Raw genomic sequence first — 21,575 nt, forward strand, 5'->3', positions numbered from 1 at the left:
CACGAACCGGAGGTTGACATGCATTTCCATCAGAACGGCTACGTGTCCGCGGACCCGCGGATCGAGGAAGCCGCAGGCTACGGGATCGAGCGCGCAGAGGATCTGCCCGATGAGGTCGATGTCCTCATCGTCGGCAGCGGCCCTGCGGGGATGATCGCGGCGGCACAGCTGTCGCAGTACCCGCACGTGAACACTCGGATGATCGAGAAGCGCGATTCGCGGCTGGTCATCGGTCAGGCTGACGGCATCCAGGCCCGTTCTGTCGAGACCTTCCAGGCGTTCGGCTTCGCCGAGGAGATCATGCGCGAGGGCTATCACATCACCGAGATGGCGTTCTGGAATCCGGATCCGGAGAACCCCGAGAACATCATCCGCACCGGTCGGCCCAAGGATGACGAGCACGGCATCAGCGAATTCCCGCACCTCATCGTCAACCAGGCACGCGTGCTCGACTACTTCGCCCAGTTCGCCGCCCAGTCCCCCGGCAAGATCACACCCGACTATGGGATCGAATTCGTCGACCTCGCGGTCGACCAGGACGCCGCGGCCGCCTCGGCGAAGGACCATCCGGTATCGGTCACCGTCCGCTACACGGCCGGCGAGCGCGCCGGGGAGGTACGCACCATCCGCGCCGGCTACGTCGTCGGCTGCGACGGTGCCCGGTCGAAGGTCCGATCGTCGATCGGACGGACGATGTCCGGTGACCAGGCCAATCACGCCTGGGGCGTGATGGATGTGCTCGCGAATTCCGATTTCCCCGATATCCGCACCAAGTGCGCGATCTCGTCGAAGCACGGAAACATCCTCCACATCCCCCGCGAGGGCGGACATCTGTTCCGGATGTACGTCGATCTGGGCGAGGTGCCCGAGAATGATGCGCGCAAGGTGCGGTCGACGAGCATCGACGAGATCATCCGCCGGGCGAATGCGATCATCTCGCCCTACAGCATCGATGTGAAGAACGTGGCCTGGCATTCGGTCTATGAGGTCGGGCACCGGCTCACCGATGCCTTCGACGACACCGACGAGACCGCGCCCGATTCTCAGTGTCCGCGCGTGTTCATCACCGGCGATGCCTGCCACACTCACTCGGCGAAAGCCGGTCAGGGAATGAACGTATCGATGCAGGACGGGTTCAACATCGCGTGGAAGCTCGGCCAGGTCATCTCCGGACGGTCGTCGACGGAACTGCTGCGCACCTATTCGGCCGAACGTCAGGTGGCGGCGAAGAACCTCATCGAATTCGACAAGGAATGGTCGACGCTCATGGCGACTCCGCAGGAGGAGTTGCCGGACAAGACCTACCTCGAGGACTTCTACGTCAAGACCGCGGAGTTCCCGGCAGGGTTCATGACCGAGTACACGGAGTCGATGATCACGACGCCGACGACTCATCAGGAGCTCGCGGCCGGATTCCCGATCGGCAAGCGGTTCAAGTCGGCTCGGGTCAAGCGCAGCTGCGATGCGAACTTCATCCACCTCGGACATGAGGCCCGCGCCGACGGTCGTTGGAGGGTCTATGTCTTCGCCGATCGGGCCGCTCCTGTCGTCGACGGCAGTGCTGGCAACTCGGGCGGTGAGTCGAAGGTGGCAGCTCTGGCTGCGTGGCTCGAATCGGATCAGGCCTCTCCCCTGGTCGCTTACCGCAGGGAGGGTGAGGACCTCGATGCGCTCGTCGAGCTCAGCGTCATCTACCAGCAGGAGCACAAGGAGTTCGCGTTCCCCGATGTGCCGAAGGTCTTCCGTCCGAATATCGGTGCCTTTGACCTCGAATACGTGGAGAGGATCTACGCGACCCTGCCCGACGAGGACATCTTCGAAGCCCGTGAGATCAGCCGCGATGGTGCCGTCGTCGTGGTCCGACCCGACCAGTATGTCTCTGGCGTCTTCCCCTTGGACGCACATACCGAGATCGGCGACTATTTCGCGGGAGTCTTCGAACCCGTGAAGTGATTTCGGAACGATTCTGTTCTCAAACGCCTCCGGCTGGTGGTCCCTGCACTGCCGGCCGGGCGCGTTTGGTCTGCGTGAGGAGTCCGCAGATCCCAGCTGCGACGAGGGCTGCGGCGCCGATGAGCCACAGCCCGAAGCCGAACGACGGGCGACCGACTTCCATCCCTCCGGTCGGTGTTCCGTCAGGCAGCTGCCCGTCCCACATCAGCACCGGAGGACTGGCGAGGTAGCTGAAGAGGACCAGGACGATGAGTGCTGCGATGATCACAGCTGTCACGTCCCACCAGCGGGCAGGGGCGAAGGCGGCCCCGAGCGCGGCGATGGCGACCACGAGTGCCCAGATGATCAGGAAGAACAGATCGACGTCACCGCCGTCATCAATCGTCCATTCTCCCAGTGAAGTCACTCGAATGCGCGGACCGTCGTCGTTGAAGCTGTCGACGACGGGGACGAAGACAGTCACGGTCCACACTCCGACCGCGGTGAACGGAAGCAGCCGGGCCCACCGTTGCAGCTTGCGTTGGCGTCTGCGGTTGATCTTTTTCGTCGGACGCTGTGCCTGCCTCTGCATCTGCCGGTCGATCCGCCGTCGATCGCTGAGGAGTCCGCAGATGCCTGCGGCGATGAGTGCCCAGCAGCCGATCGTCCAGAGATAATGACCTGCTGACGGATACCCGACGATAATGGCACTGAGCGTTTCACCGGCGGCGTCGGTGCTTTCGACGCGCTCTCGCGGAAGATCGATGACCATAGTCGCCTGCTGGATGAACAGACCGACTCCGACTGCCACCGACAAAAGAGGCCAGTGGGCAAAGGTGTCGAACCGTTTCGCGGTCGCTGCGCAGGCGAGAACGACCACCCAGGGCAGGATGACACCCGGGGTGAGGTCGGCGAGATCGAAGGGTACCCGTCCGAACGATGTCACCGTCAATCGATCATCACCATGGTCGCCGCTGTCGAAGAGCGGCACCCAGATCATCAGCACCCAGCAGGCGAGCGCGACCCACGGCAGCCGCTGTGCGAGGCGATGTGTTCGGTTCCCGTGGGGCCACGGGGTGATTCTGGCGTTTGCGAAGTGAGCGGGTGCTGTCTTCCTCCGCCTGGCGTCGCCGAGGAGGCCGCAGACTCCCGCGGCCAGCAGACTGAGGCCCCCGATGGCCCAAAGGACTGCGCCCAGCGCCGGTTCGGCGACGACCATCCCGAAGACCGAGCGTCCGCGATCATCGACGGCGTCCCACATGATCGTCGGCATATTGGCCAACATGTCGGCCAACACGAGGAAGACGCAGACGCTCAGAAAGAGAGTTCCCACCGACCATAGGCGCCGGACGACGTCCGGCCACGGGTGCGAATCGGGCCGAGACCTGACGGTGAGCAGGAGCGAAGCAGCCGCACATACAAGAACGCCGACGGCGACCAAGACCATCGAGCCCCGAGCCTCCTCGAGGTCGAACGGCGGTCCGCCGAGAGCGGTGACGATGATGCGCGGCGGCTGCGGCGCTTCCGACGTGTCCTCAGGGCTGGCAACCACCGGAACCCACAGCATGACGATCCACAGGCAGAGAGCTGACAGAGACAGCGCTTGCGCGAAATGCAGAAGCAGTCGGCCGAGTCGAGCCTCACGCGGCGGGACCATGGCGCTTCGACATACAGCGTTTGATCCGTTCACGACGATGGTGGTCCTGTTGGGCGGCAGCGACCAGACCACAGATGCCGGCGGCGAAGAACAGCAGGCTGCCGAGCACCCAGAGGCCGAACCCTGCCGCCGGGTAGGCGACCTCCATGCCTCCCGTGGGCATGCCGTCGGCCGTCTGCCCGTCCCACATCATGATCGGCGGATCGGCGACCATCTGCAGGAGTCGCAGTCCCAGCACCGTGCCCAGAACGATGGCCGCGATCGACCACCACTTCGACGCGGAGAGCAGCCAGGCGGTGAACGCACCGGTGAAGATGACGATCCAGAGCACGAGGTAGACCTCGTCGAGGTCGTTCATGTCGATCGGCGAGAAACCGAGAGACGTCACGCGGATCTGCATCGATCCGGGCCCGCCGCTGTCGAGGACCGGCACGAAGATCGTGATCACCCAACAGGCCACCGCCCCTAAAGGGAGCACACGCGCCACGAGGTTGAGACTTCGCCCCCGCGCAGTCGTCAGTCGTGTGCTGCCGCTCTTACCCGCCCTGTCCATAACTACGATTCTCTGCAGTGTCCGTGTGACAGGTGTTCCCGCGATGTTCCAGATCCGACACGCGGCTCAGTCGGGCCCGAACACCATCCGAACCAATTGCCTTTCGACCGGGCTGCCGTTGCAGTCCTGTGCACTCGGTCGTCGGTGCGAATTGCGGCTGCGCCAACCGGCGATCTTCTCGGCACGGGTGCAATAGCGCGGTGGCAGCTGCTCGGGCAGCACGCACTTCGGTTCGATCGTCTGGTATTCGACCGGCGGGTCCGGCTGAGCCGCATCGTGCGTTTCGTCTGTGCCGGCCTGTTCGGCGACTCTCCCGCCCTCATCCCTATCCGGTTCGAGGAAACGGGAGAAGGTCTGCCGCCAATCCGGCCCCGGCGGCGAACCACCCGGTTCGGACACCGCTTCGGGACGCGGGAACCGCATGCGGCGGACCACCGCGGGCGTAGTCACCTCGTAGGATCGTCCGCTCGGCGTGGTGACGCGCAGCCCGTCCGCTGTGGCCTCATGCTTCCACCCGGGATGTTCCTTCGCGTAATTGCAGGATGCACACAGTCCTGAACCGTTCTCCCAGGTGGTGGCTCCGCCAGCGGCAACGGGAAGGGCATGATCGGCATGCCGGATCGGGGCGTCGCACCACGGTGTCCGGCACACATCGTCGCGGAAGGTGATCATCTGCCGCAGTCGTCCGGTGAACTCCCGACTCTTCGCATCCATCCCCACCAACTGCCCGTCGTCGGGACGGGTGAAGATCCGGCTGATGAACATCTTTGCTTCGTTCGCGGCGATGAACTTCCGTGCCGTCTGCGCCGGCAGCGGTCCGAACCCGGGCAGCCAGGCGGGCACGAGGCCGTCCGAGAGCAGGGATTCGGCCTCGACGAGCACATGGATCTCCGCAGGCACCGCCGTCGCGCTCGTTTGGCCGCTCAATCGTTCGACGAAGGTGTCGGCGAGCACCTGCTGGCGATTCCGTCCGCCTGCGTCACCGGCGGCATTGATCGACTCGGCTCCGGCCCGGAGACTCTCATAGGCGGCGACGGCCTGAGCCAGCGGCAGGATCGCAGAGATCCTGGCCATCCCGTCATCGATCACGGTCAGATTCACACGACGATTGGACTCAGCTTTCGCTGCCCGCTTCGCAGCCGCCTCGGCGTCCATCTCCGCACTGAGCGCACGCACTTCGGCGCGCAGGCTGCGCAACCCGGACGGTTCCAGACTGCGCTTCATCCGCGTGTCCACCTTGCGCCGATCGGCGGCGGCAAGGACCGCGGTCTCATCGACCATGATGCGCGCCTTGTCCTCGGAGATCTCCCCCTTGGACAGGGCTTTGAAGGTATTGGGCATCCCGATGACGATCGAGCGGGCGGTGCTGAGGAACTTCCGCCCCGATCCGGGCGAGACCTTCTTCGCCAGCCCGACCTCGTCTCCGGCACGTTTTCCGCAGTCGATCGCGGGCACCCTGTTGTGCCGGTCCCGCTCGATGCGCAGCGCTTCGAACGCCACTGCCTCCCGCGACTGTGCGGCGACGACGGCAGACTTGAGCTCCTCGAGCGCAGTGATCCGCTCGAGTTTCTCAGCCTCGGTGCCACCCGGGTCAAGACCGCGCAGGAGCTCACCGAACCGAGTGATCTCGGTCAGCGGATCCGGAACCGGCGCTGGTTCCCGTGCGGGGTCGACGTCCATATAGAAACGGTACCCGTCGGCACTGACACGACTTCGCGAACGGCCCCGAATGACCCAATACGGCCAGGTCAGACCCTAGCTCAGCCTCAGCCGACTCCGCGCTGGATGCGGTTGAGAATCATGTCCATAGCGACGATGTTGTGGCCGCCGTCGGGGATAATGAGGTCGGCATTGCGCTTCGACGGCTCGACGTAGAGTTCGTGCATCGGCTTGACCGTGCCCAAGTACTGGTCCTCCACCGACTGCAGCGTCCGCCCACGATCGACGACATCGCGTTTGATCCGGCGCAGCAGACGCACATCGGCGTCGGTGTCGACGAAGAGCTTGATGTCGAGCAGCCGGCAGATGCGCGGTTCGGCGAAGATGAGGATGCCTTCGACGATGATAACCGGCGCGGGTTCGACGCGCGTCGTCTCGTCGCTGCGGTTGTGGATCGAGAAGTCGTAGACGGGGCTGTCGACCGCCTCGGAGTTCCGCAATGCGGTGAGATGGTCGACGAAGAGGTCATTGTCGAAGGCATCGAGATCGTCGTAGTTGACCTTCTCGCGCTCCTCGTAGGTGAGCTCGTCGCGCCGCTTGTAGTAGTTGTCGTGGAAGAGCACGGACGGCGGTCCTTCGCACTTGTCCAACAGCGACTGAGTCAGCGTCGTCTTTCCGCTGCCGGTTCCGCCGGCCACGCCCACAACCAAAGTCTCCACGGCACAAATATAGACCACGACCCCCGCCGAGGCGGGTCCCGGCTTCCGTACTCACCCGAGGCTGCGGGTCAGCTGGGTCCACAGCTCCTGGTCGAAGCGCCGCCTGCCCAGCAGACCGGCCATATGTCTCACCGCATTGTCGACCTTGCCGCGCCAGACCTCGATCGCCGTCTTCGCATCCGCTCGGCTGAGCGCACGGAACATGGCCCGATCATCGCTGACGATACGGTCGCTGGCCGGAGAATAGTCGAGCTGCAAGATGGAGATGAACAGACGCAGCCGCAGAGTCAGGGCTTCGAAGGCACGCGCCGATTCCCGCAGACCCGAAGCACGGGCCAGTTCCTGCTGGAAATGGAGGTCGGCGTCCTCGACATCGATTCCGCTGCGCGTCGGCGCCGAGGCTTCGACCTGTCGCAGGGCCAGCTGCACGGGCACGAGGTAGCGCTGCGGACGCAGGGCCAGGGACCTGAGCACAACCTCCCCGATGGCCATGCGCGCGGCGTAGAGGTCGAGCACGTCGACGGTCGTGATCAAAGGAATCCGCGCGCCGCCGCGGGATCCGTCGAGCAGTTTGTCGTCGACCATCCTTCGCAGCGCCGCATCGACCGAGGCCCTGGGCACCTGCATTCGGCGGGAGAGCAGGCGCGGATTGATCCGGTCCCCCGGCTCATATCCGGAGTCGATGATCTCCTCGCGCAGCGCGATCGCCAGATGCTCGGTGATCGATCGGGTCTCCTTCGGCAGCCACGACGATATCTCCATTGAGTCAGAAGTAATAGAACTTCTCTGAGGCTCGTACGGAGCCGATTCCCACCACAGCACACCTTCGAGTCCGTTCCGGACGCGGTCGGCGAGCAGATCGAGCAGAGACCCGGGAATGTCCTGACACTCGCCGAGGCGGCTCTTGAGTACGGTGACGAAATCGTCGAATTCCGCGCACGCCCTCACCCGGGCTCCCGCCCCGTCGGAGAGGTCGTCAGGAACCTCGCCGAGGGGGTCGAACACGAGGAAGTCACCATCACCGTCGAGCAGGGCGAGCAGTTCGGCGGTGGGCACCTGCCGATGCTCGCTGTCGAAGCGCTGCGCCCACCGCCCGACGCCCGCGGTGCGCAGGGCCGCGGTGATTCCCGCGATGCGCCGCTGAATTCGCCGAGGCGGCACGATCGTCGCGGACTCTCCACGATCTCCGCCCCCACCTGCATCGTTCCTGCGAACGCCGACGATGACGAGGGGAAACCCGCTGGCCGCGAGGATGAGCTCCGAGGCACCGGCCACCTCGGCGACGGGGACCGTCAGCGCCCGCACCGACCGGGAGACGATGCTCTGACTCAACCCCGTCGCCTCGGCCAGGGCACGAGTCGAATAGTCCCGTCCGGAGATCCTGGCCCCCGCGGTGGCGACGAGTGCTTCGACGACCCGGTCAGCGGTCTCCTGGATCGGCGGGCGGCCGCTGCGGGGACGATCCGCGAGGTCGGATCGGCTCGCCCAACGACGCAGGGTCGACGGCGATGCTCCCGTGCGCGCGGCCGCCTCGGCGAGGGTCGACGTCGTCAGCAGCGCCACGGCGTCACGACGGAACTCAGCGGAATACATCACTCTATCTTAGGACTTCTGACTCAAACATTCACGGCGGTCGACTCCATCTCTTCACCCCCGGATTTCGGCGGCGCATACTGATCTCACACCCAGGTTCCACGGTCAGCGCCGACGCGTGAGAGCACCGAATCCGAGCACCGAAGGAGCACAGTTGCTGCACACCGAAACCGACCTCGCCACGCTCACTGCCCAGTCGATCGATACCGTCCGCCGGTGGCTGCGAGTGTCGACGTCGATGACCACGGCGAAGAACCCCGCGGCCGAACGCCTCTCCGCCGTCCTCTCCGACGACAACGGCCTCGACTTCACCGTCGGGTTCGTCGATCGGGTCGTGCGCACAGACGATGTCCACGCCGCCGCCGACGCCTTGACCGAGGTCGGCAAGCTAGCCCCTGAGACGATGTCGTACCTCGACCGTGCACAGATCAAGGCCGGTGCCGCACTGGCCAAGATCGCCCCGCAGGTCGTCGTGCCCGCCGCCCGCACTCGCCTGCGTCAGATGGTCGGCCACATGGTCGTCGACGCCCGGGACAAGCAGTTCGGCAAGACCGTCGCCGCCCTCACCGCCGACGGTCACAGGCTCAACATCAACCTCCTCGGCGAGGCCGTGCTCGGTGACGGCGAAGCCGACAATCACCTGGAGCAGACCCACCGGCTGCTCGCCCGCGACGATGTCGACTACGTGTCGGTGAAGGTCTCCTCCGTGGCCTCGCAGATCTCGATGTGGGCCTTCGACGAGACCGTCGACTATGTCGTCGACCGCCTCCGTCCGCTCTACCAGCAGGCCGCGAAAGCCCCGACCGGCGCGAAGTTCGTCAACCTCGACATGGAGGAGTACCAGGACCTCGAGTTGACGATCGCGGTGTTCACGCGACTGCTCTCCGAACCGGAATTCAAGGATCTCGAGGCCGGAATCGTCATCCAGGCCTACCAGCCCGATGCGCTCGGAGCGGTGCAGCGGCTGAGCGAATTCGCTTCCCGCCGTGTCGAGAACGGCGGAGTCGGGATCAAGGTCCGCCTCGTCAAGGGCGCGAACCTGGCGATGGAGACCGTGCACGCCGAAATCGCGGGCTGGCCTGCAACGACGTGCGATTCGAAGCAGTCCACGGACGCGAACTACAAGCGAGTCCTGCACTGGCTGTTCACCCCGGAGCGGATGAAGGGGCTGCGCATCGGCGTGGCCGGGCACAACCTCTTCGACATCGCCTTCGCCCACCACCTCTCCGTCGAACGCTCCGTGACCGACCGCGTCGAGTTCGAGATGCTCCAGGGTATGGCCAGCGAGCAGGCCGCCGCCGTGACCGAGGACGTCGGAGACCTCCTCCTCTACGTTCCGGCCGTTCATCCGAAGGAGTTCGACGTCGCGATCTCCTACCTCGTGCGCAGGCTTGAAGAGAACTCTGCGTCCGAGAACTTCATGTCCGGCATCTTCGACCTCGCCAACGGCAACGACGTATTCAAGCGCGAAGCCGACCGGTTCACCGCGTCGGTCGACCAGCTCGAATCGATCCTCGACACCGAGGGCGAGACCGCACCGGCCCCGAACCGCCACCAGAACCGGTCGACCGAAACACTCGGCGAGACCGTGGTGCCGACCCAGTTCTTCAATGAGCCCGACACCGACCCGTCCCTTCCTGCCAACCAGGAGTGGGTGCGCAGCATCATCGCCGAGGCGACCGCCCCCGGCTACCTCGACGATCGTCCGAACGCGCCCAAGGTCGAGTCCACGGACGAGCTCGATGAGATGATCGCCCGCGGTCGCGCCGCGGCTGCCGACTGGCGGGCCCTCGGCGCCGCCGGTCGCGCCGAGATCCTCCACCGCGCCGCGGACATCTTCGCTGCCCGTCGCGGCGAGTTCATCGCCGTCGAGGCCGCGGAGGTCGGCAAGATGCCGTCGCAGTCCGATCCCGAGGTGTCCGAGGCCATCGACTTCATCCGCTACTACGCGCTGAATTCGCTCGAGCTCGAGAACATTGAGGGCGCGACCTTCACTCCCGATGAGATGGTCGTCATCACTCCCCCATGGAACTTCCCGGTGGCCATTCCCACCGGCGGAACCGTGGCGGCGCTGGCGGCGGGATCTGCTGTCATCCACAAGCCGTCGAAGCCGACCCCGCACTGTTCGGCGCTCATCATCGACTGCCTGTGGCAGGCCGGCGTGCCCAAGGACGTGCTGCAGCTGTGCGCTCCGGTCGAGCGGGACCTCGGCCAGCACCTCGTCTCGCATCCCGACGTCGACCGGGTCATCCTCACGGGTGCCTCGGAGACCGCAGCGATGTTCAAGTCCTTCCGACCCGAACTCCACGTCAATGCAGAGACCTCGGGCAAGAACGCCCTGGTCATCACCCCGGCGGCGGACCGAGACCTCGCCATGGCCGACCTCGTGTATTCGGCCTTCGGACATGCCGGACAGAAGTGCTCGGCCGCCTCGTTGGGCATCATGGTCGGTTCGACCTACGATTCCGAGCGCTACCGTCGCCAGCTCATCGATGCCGCCTCGTCGATGGTCGTCGACTGGCCGTCGAATCTCGCATCGACCATGGGTCCGCTGACCGAGGATCCCTCGGACAAGCTGCGTCGGGCGCTGACGTCGCTCGAACCTGGAGAATCCTGGCTGCTCGAGCCCAAGCAGCTCGACGATTCGGGGCGTCTGTGGAGCCCGGGTATCAAGGACGGGGTCAAGCCCGGTTCCTTCTTCCACCTCACCGAGGTCTTCGGTCCGGTGCTCGGTCTCATGCATGCCAAGGACCTCGATGAGGCCATCGAGTTCCAGAACGCCGTGGACTTCGGCCTCACCGGCGGCATCCATTCCCTCGACCCCGAGGAGGTCACCACCTGGCTCGACCGCGTCGAGGTCGGCAATGCCTACGTCAACCGCGGAATCACCGGTGCGATCGTGCGTCGGCAGTCGTTCGGCGGCTGGAAGCAGTCCTCGGTCGGCCTGGGTTCGAAGGCCGGCGGGCCGAACTATCTCATGCTCTTCGGCCACTTCGCCGATGCCGGCAGCCAGAATCTCGAGGCGGCCAAGGCCGATGACAAGCGCTGGTTCGAGGCCGAATTCGGTGCGGCGAAGGACCATACGGGACTGCGCGCGGAGGCGAACATCTTCCGCTACCGTCCTCGGCCGGTCACCTTGCGCGTCACTGCCCAGGCGAGCCTGTTCGATCTCGAACGCTCGCTCCACGCCGCCACCACGGTGGGGTCGGCGGTGCAGCTGTCCGTCGCCGAGGATGTGCCCGCCGAGGTGAAGATCGCCGTGACGAACGCCGGTGTCCCCGCCCGCACGGAGTCGGCGGATCTGTTCGCCGAGATGGTCGGACAAGGTCGCTACGACGACACGGTGGGTGCCCGCATCCGCGTCCTCGGTCGGTTCGAGGACGAACTGCTGGCTGCGGCCGCGCCTCGCCCGGAGGTCGCGATCATCGATGAGCCGGTGACCACCTCGGGGCGGGTGGAGCTGCGGTACTACGTGCAGGAGCAGGCGGTGTCGATGACCCTGCACCGCTTCGGCAACCCGAGCCGCGACTTCCACGAGCTCGCCGCCACCCTCACCTCCTAATTGCTACCTGACGGCGGCCCAGCAACCTCGCGCGAGGTTGCTGGGCCGCCGTCAGGTAGTTCTGGGGCAGGGCGGGTTGTGTAGGATGAGTGCCACCCGTGGCACTCAGTGGACTGTTCGACTGTTCACAAGCTGTTCACATCTTCGCCGCTGTCGTCGATGAGTGAGCCGCTAGGGTGCAAGGGACTGCGCACGTGATCGTCACGGTGCGCACAGCCGCTCATCCGCCCGAAAGGCTCCCATGAAAGTCACGACTACTCTCTCTTCCGCCGCGGCGCTCAGTCTCGTTGCGGGCCTGGCTCTCCCCCTCGCACCGGCAGTCGCAGCAGACGCCGCCGCAGACAGCGACATCCGCATCTCCGAAATCGCCTACACCCTCGAGACCGACTTCATCGAAGTCGCCGCCGACCCCGGCACCGACATCTCCGGGTGGACCTTCGGTTCGGTGACACGCGGCGGCAGCGTTCAGGCGCAGGAGAACACCGTCACCGTGCCCGAGGACACGACGGTCGGCGATTCCGGTGCCGTCGCGATCGACGTGCCGATCACGAACTCCGTCAAGGCCGGTTCGGCCGCCGACGGCGAGTACGGCTCGAGCGCCTTCGTCATCGACGATGACGGCGAGCTGGTCGACTTCCAGCAGATCGGCGGCGTCGTCGACGGCAAGGGCGTCACCGGCACGAAGAACACCTTCACCCCCGCGCCCGTCATCGGCCAGGAAGCCCAACCGACCGGTGCGACTGCCGCCGGCGGCCAGTCGATCCAGCTCACAGGCGACGCATGGAAGTCGGCAGCCCCCACCCCGAACGCCCTGCCCGACAGCAGCGACGACGGCGACGACGATGGCGACGACGGCGAAACTCCCGAAGGCGTCACGCCGATCGCCGACATCCAGGGCACGGGCGACGCCAGCCCCATCCAAGGCAAGACCGTGACCACCTGCGGTGTCGTCACCGCCGCCTACCCCGAGGGCGGGCTGAACGGCTACTACATCCAGACCCCGGGCACCGGCGGAGCCGACCGTGCCGACGGTGCAGCATCCGACGGCATCTTCGTCTACTCCCCCGACACCGTCGCCGATATCAGCATCGACGACCACGTCGAGGTCACCGGCACCGTATCCGAAAACTACGGTCAGACCCAGATCTCCGTATCCGCGTCCGGTCTCAAAACGGTCGACGAACCCGCCGAGGCGGTCAAACCCGTCGAAGACGCCTTTCCAGCAGGAGATGAGAAGCGCGAATCCCTCGAAGGCATGCTCCTGCAGCCGAGCGAATCGCTGACCGTGGCCGACAACTACAACACGAATACGTACGGCGAGGTCGTCCTCGCCACCGGTGAGGGCACGCTCGACCAGCCCACCGACGTCCACCGCCCCGGCACCCCCGAGGCGAAGGCTCTGGAAGCCGAGAACCTCGACCGTGAGGTCGTCCTCGATGACGGCGCCACCGTGAACTTCCTCAAGGCCGATAAGGACATCCCCCTGCCCTACCTCAGCAAGGAGGACCCGGTCCGCGTCGGTGCGCAGGCGAACTTCACCTCCCCCGTCGTGCTCGGCTTCGATCACGAGAAGTGGCGATTCCAGCCGACGACCCGTCTGACCGGGGACAACGCCGAGGCGGTCCAGCCGACCACTTTCACCGACACTCGCACCGAGGCCCCCGAGGCCGTCGGCGGGCAGGTCAGCCTCGCCAGCTTCAACGTCCTCAACTACTTCACCACCACCGGTGACCAGCTCTCTGGCTGCCAGTACTACGACGACCGCGAGGGCAACCACATCACCGTCCGCGGCGGCTGCGATGCCCGCGGTGCCGCGAATGCGGAGAGTCTCAAGCGTCAGGAGACGAAGATCGTCACCGCGATCAACAAGCTCGACGCTTCGGTGGTCTCGCTCATGGAGATCGAGAATTCCGCCGCGTTCGGCAAGGACCGCGACGACGCGCTGGCGACCCTGGTCAAGCGCCTCAACGAGGCCGCCGGAACCGAGAAATGGGACTTCGTCGACTCCCCTGCCGCCGTTCCGTCCGATGAGGATGTCATCCGCACGGCGTTGATCTACCAACCCGCCGAGGTGGCCCCGCAGAACGAATCCACGATCCTTGACGATCAGGATGCGTTCTCCAATGCCCGCGAACCCCTGTCCCAGGCGTTCGCCCCGAAGGACGACTCCGGTGAGGTCGAAAAGGACAAGACCTTCGTGACGATCTCCAACCACTTCAAGTCCAAGGGATCCGGTTCAGGTCCGGGCAACGAGGACTCCGGTGACGGTCAGGGCGCGTCGAACGCCGATCGCGTGAAGCAGGCCGAATCACTCGTCGGGTTCGCCGGCGACCAGCAGGAGGCAGCGAACAGCGATCTGGTCTACCTCCTCGGCGATTTCAATTCCTACACTCAGGAGGACCCGATGCAGGTCTTCTACGAGGCCGGATACAAGGACATCGCGGCGGAGAAGACGGACGAATCCACGTATGTCTTCGGTTCGCGCACAGGCAGCCTCGACCATGTCCTCGCCCTCGACGCCTCGGACGAAGCGCACGGGGCAGGCACGGATGCGACGGCCTTCGACTCCGTCACGGGGGCCGATGTCTGGAACATCAACTCGGTCGAGTCCCTGGCGCTCGAATACAGCCGCTTCAACTACAACGTCAGCGACCTCTTCGCTCCGGACCAGTTCCGGGCTTCCGACCATGATCCGGTCGTCGTCGGTCTCTTCGACTCGGCAGATGAGGGTGGAGATGACGACGCAGCAGACGCTGCGGAAAACGCCGACGCCGACGGTTCGAGCGACCACCCCGGCGGAAAGAACGCGGGGAAGAACGGTGGCGAGAACGGCAACCATTGGGGCAGCCGCGACGGTGATCACCCTGGAGGCAAGAACGCCGGGAAGAACGGTCGCCACAACGGTTGGTGACGTTTAATCGGTGACGGCCACCTGCCCCCGCATGAGCACTCGTGCCGTGCGGAAGAGGGAGGTGGCCGTCACCGTGTCCGCGTCGAAGACGGCACCGGCCGTGACGACGCCCGAAGGGGTGGCCAGCCGCACTTCCGGCCCGACATTTTTGTCTTCGTCCCCGGTGTCCGACCCTGGCCGGGAGCGTCGGATGATGCGGTTGATGATCGTGTCCGGGATCTGCGCGGCCGCGGCCAGGCACATGGCTCCGGTTCCGGGCACGGCTTTGTGCGTCTGCCCCATAGAGATCATTCGCACGGGCAGGTCGGCCTCCTCGGCGGCCAGGGTCGTTCCGTCGAGCAGTCGGGTGGGCTCTGGGGCGGTGACCACGGCGACCTTCGGCACGACGTCCGGTGCTTCCTCCGGTGACTCACACAGACCCATCCGCACGGCGGCGTTGCGGCGCAGCTCCGCGATCATGCCCATCGCGTGCTCGTTCGCGTCGATCTCCTCCGGAGATTCGGTGCCCTTGAGTCCGATCGCAGCACCCGGCACGATGACGACGGGCAGGCTGGCATCGACGAGACTGACCTCGAACATCGCCCCACCGGCAGTGATGGACTCGGCTGCCTTCCCCGTCGGCAGGAGCCCGGCGGTGCGGCTGCCAGCCGGGTCGGGATAGATGAGTTCGAGCGGTGCGCCCGTTCCGCTGACTCCGGGCAGCACCAGATCGCCCGTAACGTCGGCCTGCCCATCGACGACGCCGAGGCCGACATCGACGAGTTTCTGCGTGTTCGTGTTGAACAGCCGGAAGACATTCCATCCGTCGGCTGCGGTGATCAGACCCACTGACAGCGCGAAGGGCACGACCCCGGACGACAGATTTCCGCAGTTGCCGGAATAGTCGACGGCCGCCTCGGTGACGGAGACCTGACCGAACGTGTAGTCGAGGTCGACCCCATCCCTCGCCGAGGCGGCCACGACGACGATCTTCGACAGCGAGGAGATTCCCCCGCCCATTCCGTCGAGTTGACGGCCGAACGGATCGGGCGAGCCCATCGCCTGGCAGAAGATCGTGTCCCACTCCGCCGTGTCCCCGCCGGTGCCCAAAGGTGGCAGCGCGGATTCGCTGAAGAAGAGTCCCTTGCTTGTGCCGCCGCGAACGAACGTGGCATCGATCCACCGAGTCATGCTTTCAGCGTAGCGACTTCGGCACGATCGCCATGGCTGCGAACCCGAGGACTGCCACGACGGCGAAGAGATAGAAGCCCCACGGATAGGCGATGCCCGCGGTGACGAGGGCGCCGGTGATGAACGGACCGACGATGGCACCGATCCGCCCGATGCCCGAAGCCATGCCCAGCGCGGTGCCGCGGGCCTGAGCCGGGTAGATGGCCGAGACGAAGGCGTAGACGAGCACCTGGGCGGAGAAGACGAAGACTCCGGTGATGAACACGGCGATGTTGAGCAGCACCTGGCTGGTCATCGGAATCGACAGTGCGGCGAGGAAGATGGCAGCCAGGACGAACCACATGAGCACGATCTTCTTCGTCCCGTGCTTGTCGGCCAACCAGCCGGCCAGGACGAGCCCGACGACGGCGCCGATATTCATGACGAAGAGCATGACCAGCGAATCCGAGACCTCATAGCCGGCGTCGGCCATGATCTTCGGCAGCCAGGTGTTGAGTCCGTAGACCAACAGGAGTCCCATGAAGCTCGCTGCCCACACGCCGATGGTCACCAGCGCCAGCTTGCCCTCGAAAAGTCCCGCCATTCCCGTCTTCGCCTGCGCGTCGACGGTGCCGGACGGATCAGCAGCGTCGACATCCACCCCCTGCGCGGCTGCGGGGTTGCGTTTGAGCTCCTGAGCGATGAGGAAGACTTCGGATTCGGGCAGCTTCCAGATCAGGAGGGGCACCATGACGAGGCCGGCGATTCCGCCGGCGAGGAAGAGCAGGTGCCAATTGTGAGAGTAGGCGACGGCGAGCAGGGAGATCGCGACGGCGCCGGCATGGTAGCCGGTCATCGTCAGCGTCGTGGCCTTTCCGGTCTTCCCCGACTTGTTGTACTCGCTGATGTAGGCGAGCGCACTGGGCATGACGGCACCGAGGAACAGTCCGGCGATGAACCGGAAGGTGGTGAACAGTGCGACGTTCGGAGCGAACGCGACGAGCAGAGTGAAGACGCTGAAGCCGATGACGCAGCCGATGATCGCCCACCGCCGTCCGATCCGGTCGACGACGGGGCCGACGGATACGGCGCCGAGGCCGACTCCCACGAGGCTGAGCGTGGCCACCATCGTGGCCGCCTCGGGGGTGAATCCGAGAGCCTCGGTGGCCAGCAGCTCGGGGATGACCGCGCCGAGGACGACGAGGTCGAAGCCCTCCAGGGCGACGGCCAGCCAGCACAGGACGGCCGGCCAGCGGCCCGCCGAGGCGGAACCGGTCGTGGATGCGGATGGGGTGGTTGCGGACATCGGTGTCTCCGGGGTGTTGTCGTGCAGGTCAGAACGGGTAGGGCGCGATGGACGAGCGCATCGTCACCCATTGGGTTTCGGTGAAGGCTTCGATGTTGGCTTCGGCTCCACCGAAACGGGATCCGTTGCCGGAGTCCTTCATGCCACCGAAGGGGACGTTGGCCTCATCGGAGACGGTCTGTTCGTTGATGTGGATCTTGCCGGTGTCGACGAGGTCGGCGAGGTCCATGGCCAGACCCACATCGCCGAGGATGCCCAAGGAGAGTCCGTATTCGCTGGCATTGACCATCTCGGCGGCTTCTTCGAGGGTGGAGAAGCGGGCCACCGGGGCGACGGGTCCGAAGATCTCCTGCGCCCAGGCGGGGTTCGAGGGGCTGAGATCGGTGAGCACCGTGGGCGGGACAAAGGCCCCTTCGCCCGGCCCGCCGGCGACGAGCGTGGCGCCGTCGGCGGTGGCTTTGTCGAGGATGTCGCGAACGTGGGTGCGCTGTTTCTCGTCGATGATCGGTCCGATCGCAACCTCCTCGGTGGCGGGGTTGCCCACCGGCAGATTGCGGGCGCGTTCGGCCAGCTGTTCGACGTATTCGTCGTAGATGGATTCGTGGACGAGGTGGCGGCCGGTGGTCATGCAGATCTGGCCTTGGTGCATCCACGATCCGAAGGCCCCCGCCGAGGTGGCGGGACCGACCTCGGCTCCGGGAAGGACGACGAGCGCATTGTTGCCCCCGAGCTCGAGGTGGCAGCGCTTGAGGAGGCGACCGGCGGCTTCGCCGACCTTGCGTCCGGCCGCGGTGGAGCCGGTGAACGAGATGACGGAGACCTCGGGTGCGGCGACGACGGCTTCACCGGCGTCGAGGCCGCCGGGCAGGACCTGAAGCAGTCCTTCGGGCAGTCCCGCCTCGGCGAAGACCTTCGCGATCGCCACTCCGGCGCACACGGCGGTGCGGGGGTCCGGCTTGAGCAGGACCGCGTTGCCCAATGCCAGGGCCGGGGCGACGGAGCGCATGGCGAGGATGAGGGGGAAGTTGAACGGGGCGATGACGGAGACGACTCCGGCGGGCACTCGGCGGGCGAAGGACCACCGGGGTTCGTTCGAGGTGAGCACCTGCCCCTTGGGGTGGCTGGGCAGGGCGGAGGATTCGAAGCAGATGGCTTCGGCCGAGGAGAGTTCGAGTGCGGCCTTCGGCGGGATGGAGCCGGCTTCGCGGATGATCCATCCGGCGAGCTCTTCGGCGTGTTCGGCCCACAGAGCACCGGCGCGGCGCAGCACTGCGGCCCGTTCGGCCGGGGTTGTCTTCGCCCATTCCTTCTGTGCAGCGGCGGCTCGCGTGGCGGCGGCGGTGACGTCGTCGGCGTTGGCGGCACCGAGGCGGCCGAGGGTCTCACCAGTGGCCGGTTCGATGACATCGTAGGTCTCTCCTGAGCCGGCGGCCCAGGTGCCGGTGAAGATCTTCTCGTGCCAGTCGGTTCCCAGGAATTCAGTCATTGTCTGTCCTCACTTCTTTGTCGGGGCGGGACTGTGGTGCACCTCTCGTCAGAGTAGTGACCGGGACCACCCGAAGCCACAGTGCTCCCATTCATTGAGAATTTTTCTTGAGAACCGCTAGAATCCGAGGCATGGCGAACTCTCCTTCCGGCGACTCGATGATCGATCGGCTCGTGCGCGTGCTCGCATCCTTCGACCCGGACCATCAGAGCCTGAGCACCGACGAGATCGCCGAGCGTGCCGAACTGCCGAAGTCGACGGCCTACCGACTCATCGGTGAGATGATGCGTCACGATCTGCTCCAGCGCGACCCCAACGGCCGCATCCGGATCGGCGTCGGGATGTGGGAGCTGTCGAACCGCGCCTCCGATGCCGTCGATCTGGCTTCGGTGGCCAGACCGCACATGATGGGTGTACACGAGTTCGTCGGCGAGAACACCCAGTTGGGCATTCTGCGGGAGCGGGAGGTGCTCATCATCGAGCGCATGTCGGCGCCGAATGCGGTCATCCACCGGTCGAAGACCGCCGGTCGGCTGCCGGCTCATGCGTCATCGTGTGGACTCGTGCTCTTGGCTTATGCCCCGAAGCATCAGCGTGAGGCGTATCTGCGGGGGCCGCTGTCTGCCATCACGGAGAAGACAACAACGGATCCTGCCGCTCTGCGCAAGATGTTCACTTCCATCCGCTCTCACCATTTCGCCGAGCTCTCCGGCCATATCGATGAGGGCACGACAGGAATCACGGTTCCTGTCTTCGACGCCGGCGGGGCGGCGATCGCCGGGCTCGGCGTCGTCATCGATTCGGAGCACCGTAAAGGCGTGCCCGCGATCATGCGGGTCCTGCGGACCGCCTCGGCGAGGATCACGCAGGACCTTACCGCCGATCATCGATTCGCCGGCTGAGTCAGATCGCTGCGACTCAGACCAGCACACCGACGAGCAGGCAGACCACACCGAACAACGGCAGCGTGCCCTGTTTGAGCGCGGAGGCGAGCAGCTCACGGCTTGAGAGTGCGAGCACCAGCGCTGCGGCGAGCATCGATCCTGCCCCGACGAAGACGAGGGTGAGACCGACCGCGGCAGAGCCTGCGCCGAAGACGATGAGGCCAATGAACACAGCGAGGGCCAAGAAGAGGTTGTAGAAGCCCTGGTTGAAGGCCAGGGACTTCGTCGCCGCAGCCTCGGCTTCGGTCGTGCCGAACGTGGCGCGGGCACGTGGACTCGTCCAGGCGATGGACTCCAAGTAGAAGATGAAGACGTGCAGGGCGGCGGCGAGGCCGGCGAGGACAAGTCCGGCGATCGTCATGCGCGAGCCGCGAATCTGGCTCGCCGCTTCTCCGCTTCCTCCTCTCGATTCTTCGGCGGCGCGTTCGTCACCAGCGCATCGAGGAGGTGCTGGGTGGTGTGGGCGATCTCCTCGACAGCAGCGTCGAAGGCCTCAGCATTGGCCTGCGAGGGCTTCGTCGTGCCAGCGATCTTGCGCACATACTGCAGTGCGGCGGCGTGGACTTCGTCGGAGGTGGCGGCAGGTTCGAAATTATGGAGGGTCCTGATGTTTCTGCACATGCCAAAACGGTACTCCTCGGCACTGACACAGAACAGATGTTCCGCCGATACACTGAGGCCACAATGGAGATCCGGAAAGAGATGACGCCAACAGAGACCGCCCTGACATCACAGCAGATCGAAAGCATCCGTCAGCTGCGCCTGGATTTCTCGCAGCTGATCATGCACCACCGCTTCGTCATCGACGAGGTGCTCACGAAGATCTCGATCCTGCGCGAGGAGTCCGTCCACACGCGCAGCTACAACCCGATCGAGCACATCTCCTCTCGCGTGAAGTCGCCACGGAGCCTGCTGGAGAAGGTCCACCGTCGGGGCCTGCCGCTCGACACCGCGATCATCCGCCGCGAGATCACCGACATCGCAGGCATCCGCATCACCTGCAGCTTCATCGCCGACACCTACCACGTCCTCGAGCTGCTCACCGCGCAGAACGACGTCCGCCTCGTCGAGGTCAAGGACTACATCGCAGAGCCGAAGCCCAACGGCTACCGCAGCCTGCACGCGATCCTCGAGGTCCCGGTGTTCCTCCGCAGCGGGCCGACCCCGGTCATCTGCGAGGTGCAGATCCGCACGATCGCGATGGACTTCTGGGCGAGCCTCGAACACAAGATCCACTACAAATTCGACGGCGACGTTCCCGAACGTCTCGTCGGCGAACTCACCGAGGCGGCCGACGCGGCCAGCGAACTCGACCGGAAGATGGAACGCCTCCACGCCGAGGTCAGGAGCGGTTCACCGGATGTCGATTCCGGTGAGGAGTTCGACGAGGAGGCTCTGCGGATCCTTTGGGACCTCAGTCGGCGGGAGGGCTAGGCCTCTTGGGTCGGTACGTCCGACCGAAGCTGCGGGCATTCGCCGTATCGATCGCCTCGAGCTCCCAATCGACCCGCCGTCCGCCGGGAACATCGAAGATCCGGGTGCCGTCGCCGAGGAAGACCGGGGCGACGTAGACCTGGAGTTCGTCGATGAGGTCGACCTCGAGTGCCTGCCGGGCGATATCGGCGCTGATGATCTGGATGTCGCGGTCACCGGCGATCTGCTGGGCACGCTCGACCGCCTCGGTGATGGTGCAGTTCAGCGCGGTCACCGAGGCGTCCCCGGCCAAATCCTCGGGACGATGAGTGAGGATGAACTCCGTCCCCGACCACGCACCTCCGTATGGCTCGGACGTCAGCTCATCGCGTTCGGCAGCCTGCGCCTTGGCCGCGTCGTAGCCGCTGCGGCCGGAGATGATGACGGCGACTTTCGACGCCATGCCCTCGGTGGTGCCTTCGGCGTTCGGCTCGGAGGCCGAGAGCCACGACATGTCATGGCCTGGCCCGGCGATGAATCCGTCGATCGAACAGGTGAAACCCCATGCCACTTTTCCCATCGCTCCCCCTCGAGCCGCAACGATCATCAATCTAGTTGCAGATTGCAACCAGTTAACCATTGTTGCCGGCCTCGATCAATGCCCCGTGTGACCGAACAGGCCGACTTACAG

Annotated in this window: 16 protein-coding genes; 5 read left to right on the forward strand and 11 right to left on the reverse strand. The window is 65.4% G+C overall.

Annotation, left to right across the window (positions count from 1 at the left end):
- The first annotated feature begins 18 nt into the window (after nt 1-18).
- Nucleotides 19-1,953, forward strand: coding sequence for an FAD-binding monooxygenase (locus tag ACU4IU_RS04765; protein ID WP_446655991.1), 1,935 nt, complete (start codon nt 19-21; stop codon nt 1,951-1,953).
- Between the two features lie 19 nt (nt 1,954-1,972).
- On the opposite strand, the gene ACU4IU_RS04770 is transcribed toward ACU4IU_RS04765, so the two are convergent.
- The 5 genes from ACU4IU_RS04770 to ACU4IU_RS04790 form a co-directional block, all read right to left on the reverse strand.
- The gene (locus ACU4IU_RS04770) at nt 1,973-3,589 is read right to left on the reverse strand and encodes a hypothetical protein (RefSeq protein WP_446655992.1); all 1,617 of its coding nucleotides are present in this window, start codon (nt 3,587-3,589) and stop codon (nt 1,973-1,975) included.
- The gene (locus ACU4IU_RS04775) at nt 3,573-4,076 is read right to left on the reverse strand and encodes a hypothetical protein (protein ID WP_139469262.1); all 504 of its coding nucleotides are present in this window, start codon (nt 4,074-4,076) and stop codon (nt 3,573-3,575) included. Before ACU4IU_RS04775 ends, ACU4IU_RS04770 begins: the two co-directional genes overlap by 17 nt.
- Nucleotides 4,077-4,208: 132 nt before the next feature.
- Nucleotides 4,209-5,822 (reverse strand): DUF222 domain-containing protein, encoded by a 1,614-nt coding sequence (locus tag ACU4IU_RS04780; RefSeq protein ID WP_446655993.1) that lies wholly within the window; start codon nt 5,820-5,822, stop codon nt 4,209-4,211.
- 86 nt (nt 5,823-5,908) lie between these two features.
- Entirely contained in the window at nt 5,909-6,520 is a 612-nt protein-coding gene (udk, locus tag ACU4IU_RS04785) for a uridine kinase (RefSeq protein WP_446655994.1), read from the reverse strand.
- A gap of 51 nt (nt 6,521-6,571) precedes the next feature.
- Entirely contained in the window at nt 6,572-8,113 is a 1,542-nt protein-coding gene (locus tag ACU4IU_RS04790; RefSeq protein WP_181271006.1) for an FCD domain-containing protein, read from the reverse strand.
- 154 nt (nt 8,114-8,267) lie between these two features.
- Here ACU4IU_RS04790 and ACU4IU_RS04795 point away from each other — a divergent pair, with 154 nt between their 5' ends.
- Both ACU4IU_RS04795 and ACU4IU_RS04800 read left to right on the forward strand, forming a co-directional pair.
- Complete coding sequence (locus ACU4IU_RS04795) at nt 8,268-11,675, forward strand: bifunctional proline dehydrogenase/L-glutamate gamma-semialdehyde dehydrogenase (protein WP_446655995.1); 3,408 nt, start codon at nt 8,268-8,270, stop codon at nt 11,673-11,675.
- 241 nt (nt 11,676-11,916) lie between these two features.
- On the forward strand, nt 11,917-14,586 hold the full coding sequence (locus ACU4IU_RS04800; protein ID WP_446655996.1) for an ExeM/NucH family extracellular endonuclease: 2,670 nt from the start codon (nt 11,917-11,919) through the stop codon (nt 14,584-14,586).
- A 3-nt stretch (nt 14,587-14,589) separates the two neighbouring features.
- Here ACU4IU_RS04800 and ACU4IU_RS04805 read toward each other — a convergent pair whose 3' ends face one another.
- From ACU4IU_RS04805 to ACU4IU_RS04815, 3 genes are read right to left on the reverse strand one after another with little or no spacing between them, the layout of a single operon-like run.
- Entirely contained in the window at nt 14,590-15,756 is a 1,167-nt protein-coding gene (locus ACU4IU_RS04805; RefSeq protein ID WP_446655997.1) for a PrpF domain-containing protein, read from the reverse strand.
- A gap of 4 nt (nt 15,757-15,760) precedes the next feature.
- Nucleotides 15,761-17,041 carry an MFS transporter gene (locus ACU4IU_RS04810; protein WP_446655998.1) on the reverse strand — a complete coding sequence of 427 codons (1,281 nt, stop codon included), beginning with the start codon at nt 17,039-17,041 and terminating at the stop codon, nt 15,761-15,763.
- A 28-nt stretch (nt 17,042-17,069) separates the two neighbouring features.
- Nucleotides 17,070-18,527 carry a benzaldehyde dehydrogenase gene (locus ACU4IU_RS04815; protein WP_446655999.1) on the reverse strand — a complete coding sequence of 486 codons (1,458 nt, stop codon included), beginning with the start codon at nt 18,525-18,527 and terminating at the stop codon, nt 17,070-17,072.
- A 131-nt stretch (nt 18,528-18,658) separates the two neighbouring features.
- Here ACU4IU_RS04815 and ACU4IU_RS04820 point away from each other — a divergent pair, with 131 nt between their 5' ends.
- Nucleotides 18,659-19,429 (forward strand): IclR family transcriptional regulator, encoded by a 771-nt coding sequence (locus tag ACU4IU_RS04820; protein WP_446656000.1) that lies wholly within the window; start codon nt 18,659-18,661, stop codon nt 19,427-19,429.
- Between the two features lie 16 nt (nt 19,430-19,445).
- On the opposite strand, the gene ACU4IU_RS04825 is transcribed toward ACU4IU_RS04820, so the two are convergent.
- Together ACU4IU_RS04825 and ACU4IU_RS04830 are read right to left on the reverse strand one after the other, a co-directional pair.
- Entirely contained in the window at nt 19,446-19,832 is a 387-nt protein-coding gene (locus ACU4IU_RS04825) for a DUF1304 domain-containing protein (protein ID WP_139907082.1), read from the reverse strand.
- Nucleotides 19,829-20,092: a DUF2277 domain-containing protein gene (locus ACU4IU_RS04830; RefSeq protein WP_039207958.1), complete on the reverse strand. Its 264-nt coding sequence runs from the start codon at nt 20,090-20,092 to the stop codon at nt 19,829-19,831. Before ACU4IU_RS04830 ends, ACU4IU_RS04825 begins: the two co-directional genes overlap by 4 nt.
- Nucleotides 20,093-20,173: 81 nt before the next feature.
- Here ACU4IU_RS04830 and ACU4IU_RS04835 point away from each other — a divergent pair, with 81 nt between their 5' ends.
- Nucleotides 20,174-20,905, forward strand: a complete 732-nt coding sequence (locus tag ACU4IU_RS04835; RefSeq protein WP_446656001.1) for a GTP pyrophosphokinase — start codon at nt 20,174-20,176, stop codon at nt 20,903-20,905.
- On the opposite strand, the gene ACU4IU_RS04840 is transcribed toward ACU4IU_RS04835, so the two are convergent.
- On the reverse strand, nt 20,886-21,464 hold the full coding sequence (locus ACU4IU_RS04840; protein WP_259356966.1) for a dihydrofolate reductase family protein: 579 nt from the start codon (nt 21,462-21,464) through the stop codon (nt 20,886-20,888). The genes ACU4IU_RS04835 and ACU4IU_RS04840 overlap by 20 nt on opposite strands.
- Nucleotides 21,465-21,575 lie beyond the last annotated feature (111 nt).

Source organism: Brevibacterium sp. CSND-B09 (assembly GCF_052906525.1).

What these genes read in the sequence shown, in the direction of transcription:
- ACU4IU_RS04810 (WP_446655998.1), bottom strand. Translation starts at nt 17,041, where the DNA reads ATGTCCGCAACCACCCCATCCGCATCCACGACCGGTTCCGCCTCGGCG.
- ACU4IU_RS04805 (WP_446655997.1), bottom strand. Translation starts at nt 15,756, where the DNA reads ATGACTCGGTGGATCGATGCCACGTTCGTTCGCGGCGGCACAAGCAAG.
- ACU4IU_RS04835 (WP_446656001.1), top strand. Translation starts at nt 20,174, where the DNA reads ATGACGCCAACAGAGACCGCCCTGACATCACAGCAGATCGAAAGCATC.
- ACU4IU_RS04770 (WP_446655992.1), bottom strand. Translation starts at nt 3,589, where the DNA reads ATGGTCCCGCCGCGTGAGGCTCGACTCGGCCGACTGCTTCTGCATTTC.
- ACU4IU_RS04765 (WP_446655991.1), top strand. Translation starts at nt 19, where the DNA reads ATGCATTTCCATCAGAACGGCTACGTGTCCGCGGACCCGCGGATCGAG.
- ACU4IU_RS04825 (WP_139907082.1), bottom strand. Translation starts at nt 19,832, where the DNA reads ATGACGATCGCCGGACTTGTCCTCGCCGGCCTCGCCGCCGCCCTGCAC.
- ACU4IU_RS04780 (WP_446655993.1), bottom strand. Translation starts at nt 5,822, where the DNA reads ATGGACGTCGACCCCGCACGGGAACCAGCGCCGGTTCCGGATCCGCTG.
- ACU4IU_RS04815 (WP_446655999.1), bottom strand. Translation starts at nt 18,527, where the DNA reads ATGACTGAATTCCTGGGAACCGACTGGCACGAGAAGATCTTCACCGGC.
- ACU4IU_RS04840 (WP_259356966.1), bottom strand. Translation starts at nt 21,464, where the DNA reads ATGGGAAAAGTGGCATGGGGTTTCACCTGTTCGATCGACGGATTCATC.
- ACU4IU_RS04800 (WP_446655996.1), top strand. Translation starts at nt 11,917, where the DNA reads ATGAAAGTCACGACTACTCTCTCTTCCGCCGCGGCGCTCAGTCTCGTT.
- ACU4IU_RS04790 (WP_181271006.1), bottom strand. Translation starts at nt 8,113, where the DNA reads ATGTATTCCGCTGAGTTCCGTCGTGACGCCGTGGCGCTGCTGACGACG.
- ACU4IU_RS04820 (WP_446656000.1), top strand. Translation starts at nt 18,659, where the DNA reads ATGGCGAACTCTCCTTCCGGCGACTCGATGATCGATCGGCTCGTGCGC.
- ACU4IU_RS04830 (WP_039207958.1), bottom strand. Translation starts at nt 20,092, where the DNA reads ATGTGCAGAAACATCAGGACCCTCCATAATTTCGAACCTGCCGCCACC.